Genomic DNA, 18,785 nt, shown 5'->3' with positions numbered 1-18,785 from the left:
GCGCCGGGTCAACGGACCCGCTGCAATTGCCGCGCTAAGGATCATGCTACCGGATTCGGCGCTGGCCGTACCGACAGGTGTACGGCAGCGCGCATTGGATTCCTGTCAGCCAGGCTGGAAACCGTAGACGTCGCCGTCGCGGGTCTGGATTACCAGGGTCTGCCCCGCCACCACGGGCGCGGCGGTGATGGCACTGCCATCGGTCTTCATGCGTGCGATGACCTGGCCGTCTTCGCGCGACAGGAAGTGTACATAACCTTCAAAGTCGCCCATTACCACCGAGCGGCCCAGGGCCAGCGGCGCGCCCAGGCGGCGATTGCGCAGGTCGTTGTTCTTCCAGCGCTCGTTGCCGTTCTGGCGGTCGAACGCATGCACGACCGACTGCTCGTCACTGGCGTAAATTGCATTGTCATCCTGCGCCGGGCCGCTCGGCGACGAGAAATCCTTGCCCCACTGCGGCTGCCCGCTGGCCAGTTCCAGGCAGGCCACCCGGCCCTGGAAGGTGGTGGCGCAGACCTGGCGCCCGCTCACCATCGGCAGGCCGGTGACGTCGTTCAGGCGCTCGATCTCCGACACGCCCTTCGGGTACGAGACCGCACTCTCCCAGCGCAGCACGCCGTTGCCCGGCGTCAGCACGCCCAGCTTGCCGCCGGGGAAGCCCATCACGATGCCGTCGCCGGCAAACACCATCCCCATCGCCGCGCGCAGGTTCAGCGGCGTCTGCGAACGCTGGTAGATCCAGCGGCGCTCGCCGGTCTCGGCGTCCAGGCCGAATACGCGCGTGTCGGTGGTGCGCACCACCACCAGGCCATTGCCGACCAGCGGCGCCGACAGCACCTCGCCGTTGACCTGCTTCTTCCAGATCTGCTTGCCGCTGGCGTCAAAGGCATAGATGGCGCCCTTCTCGCCGGCGACCGCCGTCACCGAGCCATCACTGCCCGGACCCGAGGTCAGGTCCAGGTCGGCCTTGGACTTCCACAGCACGCGCCCGCTGGCGCCTTCCAGCGCCATCACGTTGCCGTTATTGGACGACACGTAGACGTTGTTGCCCGCCGCGGCCGGCTGCATCGAATAGGGGCCGCTCTTGCCCACGTCGGCCTTCCAGGCCTGGCGCACCGACAGCGTGCCCGAGACCGGCTTGAGCTCGGCGGGCGGGTGCTTGTTTTCCTTGCTGAACAGCGAGCAGCCGCCCAGTGTGGCCAGGCAGGCAACCGCCACCAGCGCACGGGTCATGGCGCGGGCGGGCTGGCGATGTACGGCACGGGAAAGCACTGACGTCATAGGGTTACGGTCCTGTTTATACGATCCGCTGGATATGCGGTGTTTGCATGCGTTCGGGAGCGGCCGGATCAGGCCGTGCCCAGCGCATCAAGCTTGAACTGGATGATCTGGCGCATCGCCGGCTCTTCCTGGCCCAGCTTGTCCAGCGCCTTGCGATAGGCCGTGCGCGCATCGTCGCGCTTGTCCTGCGCGGCGAGCAGGTCGCCGCGGCGGTCGGCATACAGCGCCACGAACGCTGCCGGCGGTTCATCCTTGAGCAGCGCCAGGCCCTTGTCGTAGGCCTTCTCGTCGAGCAGCACGCCGGCCAGGCGCACGCGCGCCAGGTGCGAATACTCCTGGTCGCCATGGTCGATGGCCCATTGCAGCTGGCTCTTGGCCGCGGCGAGGTCGCCCGCATCGTACAGCACGCGGCCCGCGACCAGCGCGCTCATCTGGCCATAGGCGGTGCGGCCGTACTTGTCTTCCAGGTCGGTCGCGGCGCGCTTGATGCGCTCGATGTCGCGCGCCTCGGCGGCCTTGAGCACCTGCTCGTACAGCACCGCGGCCTCGCCGGCCTGCTTGCGTTCCCAGTACTTCCAGCCGTTCCAGCCGGCGAACGCCAGCAGCGCGACGATCAGCACCCAGGTCAGCGCATTGCCGTACTGGCGCCACCAGGCCTTCAGATTCTCAAGCTGTTCCTGTTCTTCTAGATCGTAAGCCATGTCGAGGCAATCACCTGCGTTGGGTTAGGTACTCGTGTACTGGGTTTTCCGGGTGGCCGGTGCGCGATTTATTCGCTGGCGCCGACCATGGCGTCGATCAGGTAATCGACCAGTCCCTCGGCCGGCACGGTGGCCTGTTGTCCACCGCCTTCGGCCTGCTCGCGCTGGCGAAGTTCCTTGACCTGGACCACGCCGGCAGCCACTTCGTCGTCGCCAATGATAACGGCATAGGCCGCGCCGCTTGTGTCGGCGCGCTTCATCTGCGACTTGAAGCTGCCGCCCTTGCCGTCGGGGCTGGCGTGCAGCACCACGTCCAGGCCTGCGTCGCGCAGCCGTTCCGCGGCGATCATCGCCTGCTGCGCGGCGGCTTCGCCCTGGTGCACCAGGTAGACGTCGCAGCCCGCCGCGTCGGGCACCACGCCCTCTTCGCGGATCAGCTCGATGATGCGCTCGATGCCCATGGCCCAGCCGCAGGCCGGCGCCGGCTTGCCGCCCATCTGCGCGATCAGCGGGTCATAGCGCCCGCCGCCGGCGATGGTGCCCTGCGCACCCAGCTTGTCGGTGATCCACTCGAACACCGTCAGGTTGTAGTAGTCCAGGCCACGCACCAGGCGCGGATTGATCTTGAACGGGATGTTGTTGGCCTTGAGCAGGCGCTGCACGCCCTCGAAGTGCGCCAGCGACTCCTCGCCCAGGAAATCGATCAGCTTGGGCGCGTTCGCCGCCATCTCCTGCAGCGCCGGGTTCTTGGTGTCCAGCACGCGCAGCGGATTGGTGTACAGGCGGCGCTTGCTGTCGTCGTCCAGGATGTCCTGGAAGCCTTCCAGGTACTTGATCAGCTGTTCGCGGTGCGCGGCGCGTTCATGGGCCTGCCCCAGCGAATTGAGCTCCAGGCGCACGCCAACCAGGCCCAGGTCGTCCCACAGGCGCTGGCACATCAGGATGATTTCGGCATCCACGTCCGGGCCGGCAAAGCCCAGCGCCTCGGCGCCGAGCTGGTGGAACTGGCGGTAGCGGCCGCGCTGCGGACGCTCGTGGCGGAACATCGGGCCGGTGTACCACAGGCGCTTGGGGCCGTCGTACAGCAGATTGTGCTCGATGGTGGCGCGCACGGCCGCGGCGGTGCCTTCGGGGCGCAGCGTCAGCTGCTCGCCGTTGAGCGAATCGGTGAAGGAGTACATCTCCTTCTCGACGATGTCAGTGACCTCGCCGATGCCGCGCACGAACAGCTGCGTATGCTCGACGATCGGCGTGCGGATCTGCTGGTAGCCGTAGGCACGCAGCATGGCGCGTGCGGCATTCTCGAAATGCTCCCACAGCGGCGCGTCCGCCGGCAGCATGTCGTTCATGCCCTTCACGCCCTGCAGGGCCTTGGCGGGGCGCACCTTCGGTTCGGTCTTGGCACCGCCTGCGGCGGCAACGTTCTCGGATTGCGTCATTCTGTTCTTGTCAGGCTGCTGGCACCCGGCCGGTCCGGCTCAGGCTGCCACTTCTTTGTCGGCCCGCGCAGCGCCCGGGCCGTAATGCGTGCGAACGTATTCATCTACGATCGCCTGGAATTCTTCTGCAATGCGCTCGCCGCGCAGCGTCTTCACCTTGACGCCGTCGACGAACACCGGCGCCGCCGGCGATTCACCCGAGCCCGGCAGCGAGATGCCGATGTTGGCGTGCTTGCTCTCGCCCGGGCCATTGACGATGCAGCCCATCACGGCCACATCCATTTCCTCGACGCCCGGGTAGGCGGTCTTCCATTGCGGCATCTGCTCGCGCAGGTAGGCCTGGATGCTTGCCGCCAGCTCCTGGAAAACGGTGCTGGTGGTGCGGCCACAGCCCGGGCACGCAATCACCATCGGGGTGAAGTTGCGCATGCCCATGGTCTGCAGGATCTCCTGCCCCACGTACACCTCCTTCTCGCGCGGCGCGCCGGGTTCAGGCGTCAGCGAGATGCGGATGGTGTCGCCGATGCCTTCCTGCAGCAGCACCGACAGCGCCGCGGTCGACGCCACGATGCCCTTGCTGCCCATGCCGGCCTCGGTCAGCCCGAGGTGCAGCGCGTAGTCGCAGCGGCGTGCCAGCTCGCGGTACACCGCGACCAGTTCCTGCACCTGCGACACCTTGCACGACAGGATGATCTGGTCGCCCGGCAGGCCGATTTCCTCGGCCTTCTTGGCCGAGTCGATGGCCGAGGTGATCAGCGCCTCGATCATCACGCTCTGCGCCGGCCACGGCTCGGCGCGCCCGGCGTTCTCGTCCATGATCCGTGCCAGCAGGTCCTGGTCCAGGCTGCCCCAGTTCACGCCGATGCGCACCGGCTTGTGGTAGCGGCACGCCATCTCGATCATCTGCGCGAACTGCGTGTCGCGCTTGGCGCCCTGGCCGACATTGCCGGGGTTGATCCGGTACTTGGACAGCGCCTCGGCACAGGCCGGATAGTCCTGCAGCAGCTTGTGGCCGTTGTAGTGGAAGTCGCCCACCAGCGGCACGTCCACGCCCATGCGGTCGAGCTGCTCGCGGATCGACGGCACCGCGGCGGCGGCCTCGGGCGTGTTCACCGTGATGCGCACGATCTCCGAGCCCGCACGCGCCAGTTCCTTGATCTGGATGGCCGTGCCGATGGCGTCGACCGTATCCGTGTTGGTCATCGACTGCACGCGCACCGGCGCACCGCCGCCAATGGTCACCACATTGTCGCCCCACGCAACGCGCGCCTGGCGCGTCTGGCGGCGCGGCAGCGGACCGGGCAGGACCGGGAGACAGAGCTGTTGGTTCATAGCGTTACCACCTTGCAAAGACGCACCTCGCGCCCGCGTCAGGGCAGCGTCAGGCGCGCCACGTTGTTGCGGTTGGCTGCCTTCAGGTCGACCGGCGTGCCATTGCGCGTCAGCGACTCGACGCCCTTGACGTTGCCGATCACCACCTTGTACGGGGCCGTGCCGCCACCGGCCACGGTCTGGCCAGCCTTGGCGGTACCGCCCATGACGATCTTGCCGCTATTGTCCCGGATCTCATACCAGGTATCGGCGGCAAAGCGGATCTGCAGTTCGCCCTCTCCTGCTGGCGCAGCCGGTGCCGCGGCAGCTGCAGGCGCGAATGCGGCTGCGGGCGCCAGCGCGGCCACGGAGGCCGCGGCGGCACTGGCCGGAGCGGTTTCGGCAGACGGCGCCGGCGAATCGCTGGCGGCCATGACCGGCGGCAGCACCGCCGTCACGGTGCCGGCTTCCGTGCTCTGGATCACGGCAGGCGCTTCAGCCGTTACGGTCTCGGCAGCGCTGCTGCGCGCATCGATCCATGCGCGGATATGGTCAAGCCCGAACCAGCCGCCCGCGGCCACCAGCACGGCCACCAGCGCCAGCCAGACCCAGCGGCCGCCGTTGCCGCCCGAGCGGAAGCGGTTGCGGTCGTCGAAGGCCGCATTGATGCCACCTTCGCGCTGCCGGGCAATTTCCGCCACCTGCGCCACCGGGCGCGGCTGGAAGCGTGCCAGCAGCGGGTCGATGTCGACGTGCAGCATGCGCGCATAGGCACGCATCACGCCCTTGGCGAAGGTCACGTCGGGCAGTGCCTGCAGGTTGCCGGCCTCGATCGCGCGCAGCTTGCCTGCAGCCACCTTCAGGCGCGCGCTGACGTCTTCCACCGACATGCGCTGCGCCTCGCGCTCGCGCGCCAGCGCTGCGCCGATCTCGCGTGCGGCAGCTTCGCGTTCTCCTTCGTGCGCGCCCCCGCCGACTTGTTGCGTCGGTACGGCCTGGCCTGCGGCGCGGTCGTGCTCACTCATCCCATGCTCCTTGTTCGTAGGCGGTCAACTCACGCGAGTCGGGGAAGCGGCTGCGCAGTTGCGCCCCAAGCGCATCCTGCGTGCGGCTGTCGCCCTGACGGTGGGCAATGCGCGCTCCCAGCCAGAGGGATTGCGCATTGACATATTGGCTGTTGTTGACGCGCTGGATATATTGCCGGGCCTGCGCGAAGTCGCCGCGCCGGTAGAAGACCAGCGCGAGGTTGGTGTTGGCCACCGGGTTGTTGCGGTCGTAGCCGAGCGCGGCCTTCAGGTTCTTTTCCGCTTCGGCGCTGTGGCCCTGGCGCAGTTCGCACGCGCCCAGGCTGATCAGCGGCTTGGCGGGGCCGCCTGCTGACGGCGCCGCCATCGCGCGCTGCAGCATCGGCACGGCCTCGCCGTAGCGCCCTTCCTGGCACAGGAACCAGCCGTAGTTGTTGAGCAGGTCGCCGTCGTTGGCACGCATCGACACCGCCGTGCGGAAGCTGTCGTCGGCCAGCGTGCGCTCATTCATGTTCATGTAGATCAGCGCGCGCACATGGTAGGCATCGGCAAGCGCCGGATCGATGGCAATGGCCTGCTTGATCTCGTCAAGGGCGACCGCGTTCTGGCCGGCCTCCAGATAGTTGGTGGCGAGCTGCAGCCGGATGCCGGCACGGCGCCTTGCATCGGTCTGGTCGGAAGCGGTCTGGGGATCCTGCGCCGGCGCATGCGGCAGCTGGCAGCCGGACAACATCAGCAGCCCCAGCAGGGCCGCAGCGATCAGACGGATCATGCAGGGCGAACCTCCCGAGGCTGGCCGGAAGCAGCGACCGGCACCAGTGGCGTGATCTTGCCGAACTTGCCGCGCTCGGCCAGGCGCGTGCGGTCCTTCACCTCACCGGCAAGCTGGCCGCAGGCGGCGTCGATATCGTCGCCGCGGGTCTTGCGGATGGTGGTCACGATCCCTGCGTCCATCAGCACCTGCGCAAAGCGCCGGATCTGATCGTTGTTGGAGCGCTTCAGGCCCGATTCGGGGAAGGGATTGAACGGGATCAGGTTGAACTTGCACGGCACGTCGGCCACAAGCTTCAGCAGTTCCCGCGCATGCTCGACGCCGTCGTTGACGCCGTCCAGCATGCAGTATTCGAAAGTAATGAAATCGCGCGGCGCGAATTCCAGGTAGCGGCGGCATGCCGCCATCAGTTCGGCCAGCGGGTACTTCTTGTTCAGCGGCACCAGCACGTCGCGCAAGGCGTCATTGGACGCGTGCAGCGACACGGCGAGAGCCACCGGGAGATCCTTGGACAGCCGGTCCATCATCGGCACCACGCCGGAGGTGGACAGCGTCACGCGGCGGCGCGACAGGCCGTAGGCGTTGTCGTCGAGCATCAGGCGCATGGCCGGCACGACAGCATCGTAGTTCAGCAGCGGCTCGCCCATGCCCATCATCACCACGTTGGAGATGACGCGGTCGTCCTTGGGGCCGCGGCCCAGTTGTTCGCGCATGGCGAACTCCGCCATCCACAGCTGGCCGATGATTTCACCGGTGCTGAGGTTGCGCGAGAAGCCTTGCTTGCCGGTGGAACAGAAGCGGCAGTTGACGGCGCACCCTGCCTGCGAGGAAACGCACAGCGTGCCGCGCGTTTCCTCGGGGATGTAGACCGTTTCCACCGCGTTGCCCTGGCCCACGTCGAGCAGCCACTTGCGCGTGCCGTCGGCCGACAGGTGGTCGGTAATGGCGGCAGGCGCGCGGATCTCGGCCCGCGTCGCGAGCTTTTCGCGCAGCGACTTGGCGAGATCCGACATGGCGTCGAAGCGGCTGGCACCGTAGTGGTGGATCCAGCGTTGCAGTTGCCGCGCACGGAACGGCTTCTCGCCGAGCTCGCCGCAATAAGCGGTGAGCGCGTCCGCGTCGAGGTCGAGCAGGTTGACGAGAGCGTTCATGACGGCAAACTCAGCTTCGGTGTCAGTCTAGTCCTGGCAGCAGCGCTGGACAATCAGCGGCTGTAGACGTTCATGCCCGGGAAGAAGAACGACACTTCCACGGCAGCCGTTTCAGCGGCGTCCGAGCCGTGCACGGCGTTGGCGTCGATGCTGTCGGCGAAATCGGCGCGGATGGTGCCCTTCTCGGCCTTCTTCGGGTCGGTGGCGCCCATCAGGTCACGGTTCTTGGCGATGGCGTTCTCGCCTTCCAGGGCCTGGATCATGACCGGGCCGGAAACCATGAAATCCACCAGGTCCTTGAAGAACGGACGCTCCTTGTGGACAGCGTAGAACTGCTCGGCTTCGCCGCGCGACAGGTGCACCATCTTGGCAGCAACGATCTTCAGGCCGGCGGCCTCGAAACGGGCGTAGATCTGGCCAATGACATTCTTGGCCACGGCATCCGGCTTGATAATCGACAGGGTGCGTTCGATCGCCATGAAAAACTCCGAAAAATGAAGGGGTTACAAATGGATTAAACGTGCGATTCTAGCACGAAGACTATGACGCTTTCGAGGGTCTTCCCTGCTCTGGCGTGTGTCGGGCCGCCCTTGCCGCACAACCGGGCGCAAAGTGCGCCAGTAAGCACATTACAAGCTTGTCATGCCAGGAACACGCCGCCCCGGCTAACATCCAATGTGAGCGGCACCGAACGGCGCAAAGCATGCAATAGGTGACTCATGGGTTACCTCGCCCTTGCAATTTAGCCTCCCAGGTGCCACATTGACGATGGTTCCGTCCGGGTTCCATACGAATCTTCGCATCCGAAGCCTCGCAGCCCGGCGCCTCACCGTTTTGAGACAGGAGTCACCATGGATAACAAGCTGAACACCTACGGTTTCGGCAACAGTGCGTCGACCGTCACTGACGTCGTCGTTCGCAACCGGGTCTTGCGCAACACTTACTGGCTGCTGGCCCTCTCGATGATCCCCACCGTGCTCGGCGCGTGGATCGGCGTGGCCACCGGCTTCAGCTTCATGGCGGGCAACCCGTTCCTGTCGCTGATCCTGTTCCTGGGCATTGCGTTCGGGTTCTTCTACGGTATCGAGAAGACCAAGAACAGCAGCATGGGCGTGGTCCTGCTGCTGGCCTTCACGTTCTTCATGGGGCTAATGCTGTCGCGGCTGATCGGCGTGACGCTGCAGTTCTCCAACGGGCCGGCGCTGATCATGTATGCCTTTGGCGGCACGGCGGCGGTATTCGGCGCAATGGCGACCATCGCCACGGTCAGCAAGCGTGATTTCTCCGGCCTGGGCAAGTTCCTGTTCGTCGGCGTGATCCTGCTGATCCTGGCCAGCGTCGCCAATATCTGGCTGCAGCTGCCCTCGCTGATGATCACGGTGTCGGTGATCGCCATCGGTATCTTCTCGGCGTACATCCTGTTCGATGTGCAGCGCGTGGTAAACGGCGGCGAGACCAACTACATCACCGCCACGCTGGCAATCTACCTGGACGTGTACAATGTCTTCGTCAACCTGCTGGCGCTGCTGGGCATCTTCGGCGGCAGCCGCGAGTGACGGCAACCTCCCCTGCAGCATGAAAAAACCGGCCTGATGGCCGGTTTTTCTTTGGTGCGACTTGCGCGATCAGCCGCGCTCGAACACCGCGATCGACTCCACGTGCGAGGTGTGCGGGAACATGTTGACCACGCCCGCGCCGGCGAGCCGGTAGCCCGCCCCGTGCACCAGCAGGCCGGCGTCGCGCGCCAGCGTGGCTGGGCTGCACGAGACGTAGACGATGCGCTGCGGCAGCACGTTGCTGCCCTGCTGCGCCAGTTCGCCCAGCGCCTTGCACACGGCCAGCGCGCCTTCGCGCGGCGGATCGACCAGCCAGCGGTCAAAGCGGCCCAGCGCGGCAATGTCCTCGGCCGTGACCTCGAACAGGTTGCGGCATGCAAACTCGGTCCTGGCCGCCAGCCCGTTGTATTCGGCGTTGGCCAGCGCACGCGTGGTCAGCGCCTCGCTGCCTTCGATGCCCATCACCGACTTGCCCTGCGTGGCCAGCGGCAGCGTGAAGTTGCCGATGCCGCAGAACAGGTCGAGCAGGCGGTCCTGCGGCTGCGCATCCAGCAAGCGCAGCGCGCGGCCGATCAGCACACGGTTGATCTGGTGATTCACCTGGGTGAAATCGGTCGGCTTGAACGGCATGCGGATGCCGAATTCCGGCAGCGTATAGGCCAGCTCGGCATCGGCCGGGTAGAACGGGTAGACCGTATCCGGGCCCTTGGGCTGCAGCCAGAACTGCACCTTGTGCTGGTCGGCGAAGGCGCGCAGCAGGTCCTTGTCGGCATCGGTCAGCGGCTCCAGGATGCGCAGCACCAGCGCGGTGACTTCCTGCCCCACGGCCAGCTCGATCTGCGGCATGCGGTCGCGGATCGACAGGCCGCCGACCAGCTCGCGCAGCGGCACCAGCATGGCCGACACGTGCGGCGGCAGGATCTCGCAACGGGTCATGTCGGCCACATAGCTGCTCTTGCGCTCATGGAAGCCGACCAGCACCCCACCCTTCTTGGCCACATGGCGCACAGTCAGCCGCGCGCGGTAGCGATAGCCCCAGTCCGGCCCGGCGATGGGACGGAACACCACGTCGGGCTTCACCTTGGACAGGTGCCACAGGTTGTCTTCCAGCACGCGCTGCTTGATCGCCAGTTGGGCACGCGAATCGAGATGCTGCATCGAGCACCCGCCGCAGACCCCGAAATGCTGGCAGCCGGGCTTCACGCGCATCACCGATTCCTGCCGGACCTCGACCAGGTGGGCCTGCTCGTAGCTGGGCTTGCGGCGAAAGCTGCGGTAGCTGACGGTCTCGCCGGGCAGCGCGCCTTCGACGAAGATCACCTTGCCGGGCGTGCCGTCCTCATTCAGCAGGCGGCCAACGCCGCGGGCCTCCATGTCGAGGCTGTCGATCGACACCACGGGATCGGCCGCGGGGGCGCCAGCGTCGGCGCGGACACGGGACTCTTTTGCGACGGGAGCAGCACCTTGATCGGCAACAGCGGCCGGGGCTGCCGGCGTTTCTTGTGGGGAGGACACGGCTTGGGACACCAGACGAAACCTGACGTATTGTTTTGTGAAAGCGGGATTGTATGCCAGACCAGGCCGGCATCGGCGGCTGCTTCCCGGCGACGTGACGGAGACGGCAAATGGAACTGATTTCCTGGAATATCCAATGGGGTCGCGGCGCCGACGGGCATGTCGACCTGGGCCGGCAGGTCGACACCTTGCGCGGCATTGCCGATGCCGACGTCATCTGCCTGCAGGAGGTCACGCGCGGCTTCGGTGAACTGCGTGGCAGCCCGGGGGAAGACCAGGTGACGGAGTTGACTGCCCTGCTGCCCGGCTACCACCTGCTCTACGCGCCTGGTGTCGACCGGCGCACCGCCACCGGAGGACGCAAGCAGTTCGGCAACCTCATCGCCACGCGCCTGCCGGTGCGCGAAGTCTTCCGCCACGCCCTGCCCTGGCCGGCGGACCCGCAGGTGGCCTCGATGCCGCGCGTGGCGCTGGAAGCCTCGGTCGAAGTCAGCACCCGGCGGCTGCGCGTGATCTGCACGCACCTGGAGTATTACTCATCACACCAGCGCGCCGCCCAGGCCGAAGCCTTGCGCACCTGGCACGCCGAAGCCTGCGACCATGCGCGCCGCCCAGGCCGCAGCGAGAAATGGCCGGGCCCGTTCACGCCGGAGCCGCGCCCGGCCGAGGCCGTCCTGTGCGGCGACTTCAATAGCAAGCCTGACGATATCGCCTACCGCCGTGTGCTCGAGCCCTTTGACGATGCCACGCCGCCCTGGCGCGATGCCTGGCTGCACAAACACCCAGGCCAGCCGCATGCGCCGACCTGCGCCCTGTACGACAAGGAGCAATGGCCGGAGCCGCCGTTCGCCTGCGATTTCATGTTCGTGACCGAGAATCTCGCCGGGCGGATCCGGCGCTGCGAGGTCGATGCCGATACGGCCAACTCGGACCACCAGCCGATCCTGCTGTCGCTGGATTTGTGAATTCGTGTCGGCGGCGCGTCGCCGCCGTGCTCAGTCGAGGTCTTCGGCTTCGGGCGTGAGACGCTGCAGCCGGAATGCCTGCAGGTATTCCATCCACTGCTCGCCGGGCAGCTCGGCCAATGACTCCTGGACGAACTCCATCTCGATGTCGAACTCGCGCGGCGACATGCCGCCGCGCATCAGCTGGAAGCGGCAGTACATCAGGTAGGTGTTGACGACGTCGGTCTCGCAATAGGCGCGGATCTCGTCGAGCTGGCCGGCCTGGAACGCCTGCCAGACCTTGCTGCCGTCCATCCCCATCTTGCCCGGAAAGCCGCACAGCTTGGCCAGGTCATCCAGCGGCGCGCTGGCGCGGGGCTGGTACATGGCCAGCAGGTCCATCAGGTCCAGGTGCCGCATGTGGTAGCGGCTGATGTAGTTGTTCCACTTGAAGTCGCGGCTGTCGTCGTCGCGGCCCTCGCCCATCTCCCAGTAGCGCGGCGCGGTGACGCCGTTGACCAGGCCGCGATAATGCAGCACCGGCAGGTCAAAGCCGCCGCCGTTCCATGAAACCAGTTGCGGGCTGTAGCGCGCGATCAGTTCATAAAACTTCTGGATCAGCGTGGCCTCGCCGTCTTCCGGCGTGCCGAGCGAGCCGACGTGGAACACCGCCGAGCCGTCGCGGTGCGTGCGGCGCAGCACGCAGGAAATCGCCGCGATGCGCTGCAGGTAGTGCGGGAGAAAATCGCTGCCGGTCTTTTCGCGGCGGGCGGCAAACGCATGCTCGGCGACTTCGGCGTCGCTCATCGCATCGGGATGGTCATGCAAACGGCGCAGGCCGGCAACATCGGGAATGGTCTCGATGTCGAATACCAGCACAGGGGTCATAGAACAGCGTCCTTCCTGACACCTTGCGAAGCGAAATGCCGCTTGAGCTTGACCAGCGCCTCCTGCTGGATCTGGCGCACGCGCTCGCGCGTGAGGCCCATTTCCTCGGCCAGCTCTTCCAGCGTCGCGGGCTCGATATGGTTGAGGCCGAAGCGGCGCTCCACCACATAGCGATGCTTTTCCGACAGGCGCGCCAGCCAGAGCTTCATCAGCCCTTCCAGCTCGCGGTGCGCCACCTCCTGGTCGGGGGCGGCGTTGTGCTCGTCGGAGAGGAAATCCAGGAGGCTCGAGCCGGGATCGAGATCGAACGGCGTATCGAGCGAGGTGGTATGTTCGTTGAGTGCCAGGACGTCCTGCACTTCGTCCGGCGTCTTGCCCAGCAGGTGGGCGATGTCTTCAAGGCTGGCGTCGCGCCCGTCGGTGCCGCCCTTCTCCAGATGGCGCTTGGCGCGCAGCACCTGGTTGAGTTCGCGGATCACGTGGACCGGCAGGCGGACCGTGCGCGCCTGGTTCATGATGGCGCGCTCGATGCTCTGGCGGATCCACCAGGTCGCGTACGTCGAGAAGCGGAAACCGCGCGACGGATCGAATTTTTCAATCGCGTGCATCAGGCCCAGGTTGCCTTCCTCGATCAGGTCGAGCAGCGGCACGCCGCGATTGAGGTAGCCCTTGGCGATACTGACCACCAGCCGCAGGTTGCGCTCGATCATGACCTGGCGCGCGGCAAAGTCGCCGTCCTTGGCCAGCGTGGAGAAATGCAGCTCTTCCGGGGCCGACAGCAGCGGCTTGATGCTGATGCGGTTCAGGTAGTGCTGGACGGTGTCCGCGGCCAGCTCGGTATGCAGCACGGTGCGGAAATCATCATGCTCGGGGGCGGCACTGTCGGTGCCATTTTCCGCGCTCTCTTCTTCCTCGTCTTCCGACTCGTCCTCGTCGTCGTCGCGCACGATGCGCTCACTGTCGTCGGCAAGCAGGTCGGCCTCGCGCAGGCCCACCGAAGTGGACGTGGCGATGGGCTCGTCGGTCACGGGAATCAGTTCGGCGGCGAGATCAGGCTCGAAGCCTTCAGCATCGGCGCGCGCGTCGGGATGTGCCACACCAGCCTTCACTTCCGGCTGCTTGGGACGGCGAGCCCTGCTTACGGTTCCGGAGGAGACAGTTTTCTGGCGTGGCATGAACCCTCACTGTGGCGGCAGGTACCGCATCGGATCAACCGGTTTTCCGTTCTTGCGGACTTCGAAGTGAAGCTTTACCCGGTCGGTATCGCTGTTGCCCATCTCCGCAATCTTCTGGCCTTTTCGGACCGCGGATTGCTCAGCCACGAGCACCTTGTCGTTGTGCCCGTAAGCAGTAAGAAATGTCTCGTTGTGTTTGATGATGACAAGATTCCCGTAGCCGCGCAAGGGGCCAACGTGAATCACCCGACCATCGTCCGCGGCCAGCACCGCATCGCCCTTCTTACCCGCAATATCGATGCCTTTATTACCCTTGTCGTCGAACTTCCCGACCGTCTGGCCGGTTGCCGGCCAGGCCAGCTTCATCGAGCCATCGGTGACCGGCGCGGCGGCCGCGGCGGGCGCGGCGGGCGTTGCCGCAGGCGCCGAAGCGGCCGCGGCCGGAGGCACCGGCGTGGCGGCCGGGCGGGCCTGGTCGATCGGCTGCGCCTGCACCGTGCCCGGCGCCACCGGCATGGTGGCCACGCCGGGCGCAGTGTTGACGTCGGCACCCGGCGGCACGATGCGCAGCAGCTGGCCGACCTCGATCTGGTTCACATTGGTCAGGTTGTTCCACGTTGCCACATCGCGATACGACTGGCCGTTCTCCAGCGCGATTCGGTAAAGGGTATCGCCTCGCTTGACCCGATAGTATCCGGGGGGTGCCGGTTCCAGCGTCGCGGCCGTGGTACCGGAAGTGGAGGTACGGTCAACCACAGGTGCCGGCATCGGCGAATTGGCGCAGGCGGCCAGCAGGGCCGTCAGCGCCGAGGCCGCAAAAAGTTGTCCGGCGCGTGCGAAATATTGCGATTTCACGATGTTGTGCATAGTTCGACTCAGATGGTGCCCGATTTTAAGGGCACAAAGAAAACGGCTTCAAGCGCGGTTCTGTGAAATCGATGGCGGTTGCGCCGCTCGATCAGCAACAGCTGCTGCGTGACGGTCTGGCCTGGCACGCCCGCCGGCGGCATCACCGCCACCGGGGCGATCAGGCGCCCCCCGATGGCCAGCTGCTCCAGCAGCGCCTCGGGCACCTCCATGCCGGCCGCGGCCAGGATGATGGCCGAAAACGGCGCCGCCTGGGGCAGCCCCAGCATGCCGTCGCCGTAGTGCAGGCGCAGGTTGGGCACGCGCAGCGGCCGCAGGTTGGCCTTGGCCTGCTCGTGCAGCGGGCGGATGCGCTCGATCGAGAAGACCTCGCGCGCGACCTGGCTCAGCACCGCAGCCTGGTAGCCGCAGCCGGTGCCGATCTCGAGCACGCGCTCCAGCGGCGCGTCGGCGGCCAGGCCCTCGCGCAGCAGCTCGATCATGCGCGCCACCACCGACGGCTTGGAAATGGTCTGCTGGTGGCCGATCGGCAGCGCGGCGTCCTCATACGCCTGCGATGCCAGTCCCGGCTCGACGAACAGGTGGCGCGGCACGGTGGCAATGGCCGACAGCACGCGCTCGTCGCGGATGCCCGCGGCACGCAGCCGCGCCGCCAGCGCCGCGCGCGCGCGCGCCGAGGCCATGCCGCCGCCGCCCGCGGTGGCCGCCGAGGCGCGTTGCTCGACCGCGCTTGCAGGCACCGGCGCGGGCGCCGGTGCGGCGGTGCGCGGCAGGCGCGGCTTGGCCTGCTTGGCTGGCGCCGGTGTGGGCGCGGCCGGCCGCGGCGTGCCCACGGCAGGCAAGCCGGCGGTGCGGGCCGGTGCGGGCTTGCGCTCGACTACCGCGTCGAGCGGCAGCGGAAACTTGTTGCGAGGGGGCGTGGTGCTCATCGGGGGCGCGACACTGCGGATCGGTGGCCTACTTCAACCACTGGTCGAGCGCGTCGAGCTGCCCGCGGTGCGTCAGGTCGAGCTGCAACGGCGTGAGCGAAACATAGCCCGCCGCAGCTGCATGGAAATCGGTACCCTCGCTGGCATCGCGCGCATCGCCCGCCGGACCGATCCAGTAGTTGGTGTCGCCGCGCGGATTGACCTGCGTGATCACCGGCTGCGACGGATGGCGCTTGCCCAGGCGCGTGGCACGGTAGCCCTTGATATGTTCGAACGGCAGGTTCGGGATATTGACGTTGAGCAGGAACGGCTCGGCCGGCGGCGTGCCGATGATGCGCTCCACCACGGTGCGCGCCACGCGTGCCGCGGCGTCCAGGTGCTCCCAGCCCTTGTCCACCTGCGAGAAGGCGACCGACGGAATGCCCAGCAGGTAGCCCTCGATGGCGGCGGCGACGGTGCCGGAGTACAGCACGTCTTCGCCCATGTTCTGTCCCTGGTTGATGCCGGACACCACCAGGTCGGGTTTCTCTTCCAGCAGGCCCGTCAGTGCGATATGCACGCAGTCGGTCGGTGTTCCGTTGACGAAGCGAAAACCTTTTTGCACGCCTTCGCGCGCTTCGTAGATCGACAGCGGCCGCTGCAGGGTCAGGGAGTTGGAGGCACCGCTATGGTTCTGCTCCGGCGCGATGACCGTGATCCGGCCCAGCGGCGCGAGCGCGGCATGCAAAACGGCCAGTCCCGGCGCGAGATAACCGTCGTCGTTGGCGAGAAGGATATGCATGGCGCGATTGTACCTGAGCGCGCGCGCGCAAGCGGCCCGTGCGCCGCCCTGAAAGCACGTTTCTGGCGCTGTATGCAGCCCGCAAATAACCACCTCCATAGCTTGGACATGGAACAGAACGACCGTGCTATTTCTACGCTACACTTGCCCTGCCCGCCCGCATAAGCTTGACTGGCGTGAAATGCCACCAACATCACCGGAGACAAGATGAAAGCCGTACTGTGCAAAGCCTGGGGCCCGCCCGATTCGCTGACCATCGAAACCCTGCCTGACCTGGTGCCGGCCAAGGGCGAAGTGGTCATCGACGTCAAGGCGGCCGCCGTCAACTTCCCGGATGTGCTCATCATCCAGAACAAATACCAGGCCAAGCCTGCCCTGCCGTTCAGCCCGGGCTCGGAGCTGGCCGGCGTGGTCAATGCGGTCGGCGAAGGCGTCACCCACGTCAAGCCCGGCGACAAGGTGATCGCCTACCTGGGCAACGGCGCGTTCGCCAGCCAGGCCAAGGCGCCTGCGGCGTCGGTGGTGCCGATGCCGCCCGGCATCGACTTCGAGACCGCGGCGGCGTTCACGCTGACCTACGGCACCTCACACCACGCGGTCATCGACCGGGGCGAGCTGAAGGCCGGCCAGACCATGCTGGTGCTGGGCGCGGCCGGCGGCGTGGGCCTGGCGGCGATCGAGATCGGCAAGGCCATCGGCGCGCGCGTGATCGCCGCCGCCTCGACCGACGAGAAGCTGGCGGTGTGCAAGGAGCACGGCGCCGACGCGCTGATCAACTACAGCACCGAGGACCTGCGCGAACGCATCAAGGCGCTGACCGATGGCAAGGGTCCGGACGTGATCTATGACCCGGTGGGCGGCATCTATGCCGAACCGGCCTTCCGTTCGATCGGCTGGCGCGGCCGCTACCTGGTAGTGGGTTTTGCCAACGGCGAGATCCCCAAGCTGCCGCTGAACCTGGCGCTGCTCAAGGGCGCCTCGCTGGTGGGCGTGTTCTGGGGCGACTTCGTGCGGCGCGAGCCCAAGGCCAACCAGGCCAATATGGCGCAGATGCTGGGCTGGATGAAGGAAGGCAAGATCCGCCCGCATATCTCGGCGCGCTATCCGCTGGAGCAGGCTCCGCAGGCGCTCAAGGACATGGAAGCGCGCAAGGTCACCGGCAAGATCGTGATCGTGCCCTGAGCGGCACGCAGGCCGGCGGCGCGCCCTGCCCGCCGGTAAAAGAAGGGCGCAAGGCGTGCGGCTACGCCCTGCGCCCGGCTGAGGCAACGCGCCTCAAGCTGCCAGCCGCCCTCGATGGCGCACACCCATGCGCCAGGCGGCCGGCAGTCCCCAACAGGCCGATGAGGCCATTCCGGCCATTCAGGCCGCCCCTTCCTCAGAAGCGGTGCTGCAGGCCGGCCATGACGCCGGTCTGGTTGTTGGCGAAGCCGACCAGGTCGCGCGAGACGCTGACGTTCTGCCCGTTGCGCGCATCGGCATAGCCCACCGACAGGTAGGCCAGCGTGCGCTTGGACAGCGCGTACTGGCCGCGCAGCGAGAACAGGATCGGGTCGGCGTTGTTGCCGCCCTTGATGTTCTGCTTGTAGACCGCGCCGTACAGCGTGAAGGCCGGCGTGAAGTCATAGCTGGCGCCGCCCCAGTACATGTCGCTGCGGTCCGTCGCCGCGCCGGTGGTGAAGGTGCGCTTGTAGTTGCGGTAGCCGGCAAACAGCTTCAGGTCGCCGAAGTCATAGCTGGCGCCGGCATGGATGCCCTGGATGTAGTCGGTGCTGTCGGCCGGCGTGGTGCTGCTGCCGGCGCCGTTCTGGCGGTCCCAGGTGGCGGCCGCGGCAAACTTGCCGGCGCTGTAGCCCACCCCCAGCGCGTACTTGGACGAGCTCTTGAAGTCCCCCGCCACCTCGCCCATGGCCACGGTGGCGCCCAGCTTCAGGCCGCCGAAGCTGCCGTCATAGCGGACCGCGTTCGAGGCGCGCGAGAACAGGCCGTCCTTGCGGCCGCCGGTGGCGGTCGACGAAGTAGCCCACGAATAGGCCGGCGCGTAGCCCATCGGGTCGAACGGCAGCATGAAGTCGTAGGTCGTGGTAAAGGTGCGGCCCAGCACCACCTGGCCGTAGCGGCTTGCCAGGCCCACCGTGGCACGGCGATCGAACAGCGTGTTGTCGGTGTCCAGCCTGCCGGTGTCGATGGCGATGCCGCTTTCCAGGGCGAAGATCGCCTTCAGGCCGCCGCCCAGGTCTTCGCTGCCGCGGATGCCCCAGCGCGAGGTGTTCTTGCCGCCCGAGGTCAGCTTGACCGCCGAGCCGTCCGGACCCGCGTGGCTGACATATTCGATGCCGGCGTCCACCAGGCCATACATGGTCACGCTCGATTGGGCGGATGCCGATCCGGCCGCAGCCAGACCCATCGCTGCGAATGCCATTGCCCTACGCTTCATGCTATCTCCTTGC

General features: G+C 66.7%; 18 protein-coding genes. 3 read left to right on the top strand and 15 right to left on the bottom strand.

Annotated features, from left to right (window positions below; all coding sequences use genetic code 11):
* Positions 1-105 precede the first annotated feature (105 nt).
* The 8 genes from bamB to ndk all read right to left on the bottom strand — a co-directional run bounded on the left by bamB (position 106) and on the right by ndk (position 8,159).
* Positions 106-1,281, bottom strand: coding sequence for an outer membrane protein assembly factor BamB (gene bamB / locus AC3WRR_RS26655; protein WP_011615625.1), 1,176 nt, complete (start codon positions 1,279-1,281; stop codon positions 106-108).
* 68 nt (positions 1,282-1,349) lie between these two features.
* A complete protein-coding gene (locus tag AC3WRR_RS26650; RefSeq protein ID WP_010809428.1) occupies positions 1,350-1,982 on the bottom strand; it encodes a tetratricopeptide repeat protein in 633 nt (210 codons plus the stop codon).
* A gap of 68 nt (positions 1,983-2,050) precedes the next feature.
* Entirely contained in the window at positions 2,051-3,421 is a 1,371-nt protein-coding gene (gene hisS / locus AC3WRR_RS26645) for a histidine--tRNA ligase (protein ID WP_010809427.1), read from the bottom strand.
* Between the two features lie 39 nt (positions 3,422-3,460).
* Entirely contained in the window at positions 3,461-4,753 is a 1,293-nt protein-coding gene (ispG, locus tag AC3WRR_RS26640) for a flavodoxin-dependent (E)-4-hydroxy-3-methylbut-2-enyl-diphosphate synthase (protein WP_058697184.1), read from the bottom strand.
* Positions 4,754-4,791: 38 nt separating this feature from the next.
* A complete protein-coding gene (locus tag AC3WRR_RS26635; RefSeq protein ID WP_492298583.1) occupies positions 4,792-5,757 on the bottom strand; it encodes a RodZ domain-containing protein in 966 nt (321 codons plus the stop codon).
* Positions 5,750-6,529, bottom strand: a complete 780-nt coding sequence (gene pilW, locus AC3WRR_RS26630; protein ID WP_010809424.1) for a type IV pilus biogenesis/stability protein PilW — start codon at positions 6,527-6,529, stop codon at positions 5,750-5,752. The genes AC3WRR_RS26635 and pilW overlap by 8 nt, the downstream gene beginning before the upstream one ends.
* A complete protein-coding gene (gene rlmN, locus AC3WRR_RS26625; protein ID WP_010809423.1) occupies positions 6,526-7,680 on the bottom strand; it encodes a dual-specificity RNA methyltransferase RlmN in 1,155 nt (384 codons plus the stop codon). Before rlmN ends, pilW begins: the two co-directional genes overlap by 4 nt.
* Before the next feature lie 53 nt (positions 7,681-7,733).
* Positions 7,734-8,159, bottom strand: a complete 426-nt coding sequence (gene ndk, locus AC3WRR_RS26620) for a nucleoside-diphosphate kinase (protein WP_010809422.1) — start codon at positions 8,157-8,159, stop codon at positions 7,734-7,736.
* Between the two features lie 372 nt (positions 8,160-8,531).
* Between ndk and AC3WRR_RS26615 the strand changes: the two genes are divergently transcribed.
* Positions 8,532-9,236: a Bax inhibitor-1/YccA family protein gene (locus tag AC3WRR_RS26615; protein WP_010809421.1), complete on the top strand. Its 705-nt coding sequence runs from the start codon at positions 8,532-8,534 to the stop codon at positions 9,234-9,236.
* A 69-nt stretch (positions 9,237-9,305) separates the two neighbouring features.
* Here the strand turns inward: AC3WRR_RS26615 and rlmD are convergent, their stop codons facing one another.
* The gene (gene rlmD / locus AC3WRR_RS26610; RefSeq protein WP_041687438.1) at positions 9,306-10,634 is read right to left on the bottom strand and encodes a 23S rRNA (uracil(1939)-C(5))-methyltransferase RlmD; all 1,329 of its coding nucleotides are present in this window, start codon (positions 10,632-10,634) and stop codon (positions 9,306-9,308) included.
* A gap of 227 nt (positions 10,635-10,861) precedes the next feature.
* Between rlmD and AC3WRR_RS26605 the strand changes: the two genes are divergently transcribed.
* Positions 10,862-11,716 (top strand): endonuclease/exonuclease/phosphatase family protein, encoded by an 855-nt coding sequence (locus tag AC3WRR_RS26605; protein ID WP_492298581.1) that lies wholly within the window; start codon positions 10,862-10,864, stop codon positions 11,714-11,716.
* Positions 11,717-11,746: 30 nt separating this feature from the next.
* Here the strand turns inward: AC3WRR_RS26605 and AC3WRR_RS26600 are convergent, their stop codons facing one another.
* The 5 genes from AC3WRR_RS26600 to surE are packed head-to-tail and all read right to left on the bottom strand — an operon-like array spanning position 11,747 to position 16,335.
* A complete protein-coding gene (locus AC3WRR_RS26600; protein ID WP_058697188.1) occupies positions 11,747-12,583 on the bottom strand; it encodes a 3'-5' exonuclease in 837 nt (278 codons plus the stop codon).
* Positions 12,580-13,758: an RNA polymerase sigma factor RpoS gene (gene rpoS, locus AC3WRR_RS26595; RefSeq protein ID WP_011615628.1), complete on the bottom strand. Its 1,179-nt coding sequence runs from the start codon at positions 13,756-13,758 to the stop codon at positions 12,580-12,582. The genes AC3WRR_RS26600 and rpoS overlap by 4 nt, the downstream gene beginning before the upstream one ends.
* Positions 13,759-13,764: 6 nt before the next feature.
* Positions 13,765-14,625 (bottom strand): peptidoglycan DD-metalloendopeptidase family protein, encoded by an 861-nt coding sequence (locus AC3WRR_RS26590; RefSeq protein ID WP_058697189.1) that lies wholly within the window; start codon positions 14,623-14,625, stop codon positions 13,765-13,767.
* 8 nt (positions 14,626-14,633) lie between these two features.
* The gene (locus AC3WRR_RS26585) at positions 14,634-15,554 is read right to left on the bottom strand and encodes a protein-L-isoaspartate(D-aspartate) O-methyltransferase (RefSeq protein ID WP_058697190.1); all 921 of its coding nucleotides are present in this window, start codon (positions 15,552-15,554) and stop codon (positions 14,634-14,636) included.
* A 28-nt stretch (positions 15,555-15,582) separates the two neighbouring features.
* The gene (gene surE, locus AC3WRR_RS26580; protein WP_010814245.1) at positions 15,583-16,335 is read right to left on the bottom strand and encodes a 5'/3'-nucleotidase SurE; all 753 of its coding nucleotides are present in this window, start codon (positions 16,333-16,335) and stop codon (positions 15,583-15,585) included.
* A 207-nt stretch (positions 16,336-16,542) separates the two neighbouring features.
* On the opposite strand from surE, the gene AC3WRR_RS26575 reads away from it, so the two are divergent.
* A complete protein-coding gene (locus AC3WRR_RS26575) occupies positions 16,543-17,517 on the top strand; it encodes an NADPH:quinone oxidoreductase family protein (protein WP_010814246.1) in 975 nt (324 codons plus the stop codon).
* A gap of 196 nt (positions 17,518-17,713) precedes the next feature.
* On the opposite strand, the gene AC3WRR_RS26570 is transcribed toward AC3WRR_RS26575, so the two are convergent.
* On the bottom strand, positions 17,714-18,772 hold the full coding sequence (locus tag AC3WRR_RS26570) for a porin (protein ID WP_037024946.1): 1,059 nt from the start codon (positions 18,770-18,772) through the stop codon (positions 17,714-17,716).
* Between the last annotated feature and the right edge of the window lie 13 nt (positions 18,773-18,785).

Source organism: Cupriavidus sp. FW305-3-2-15-C-LB2 (assembly GCF_058787575.1).
The sequence above is the reverse complement of the archived record's forward strand: the minus strand, read 5'-3'. Positions and strand labels throughout refer to the sequence as shown.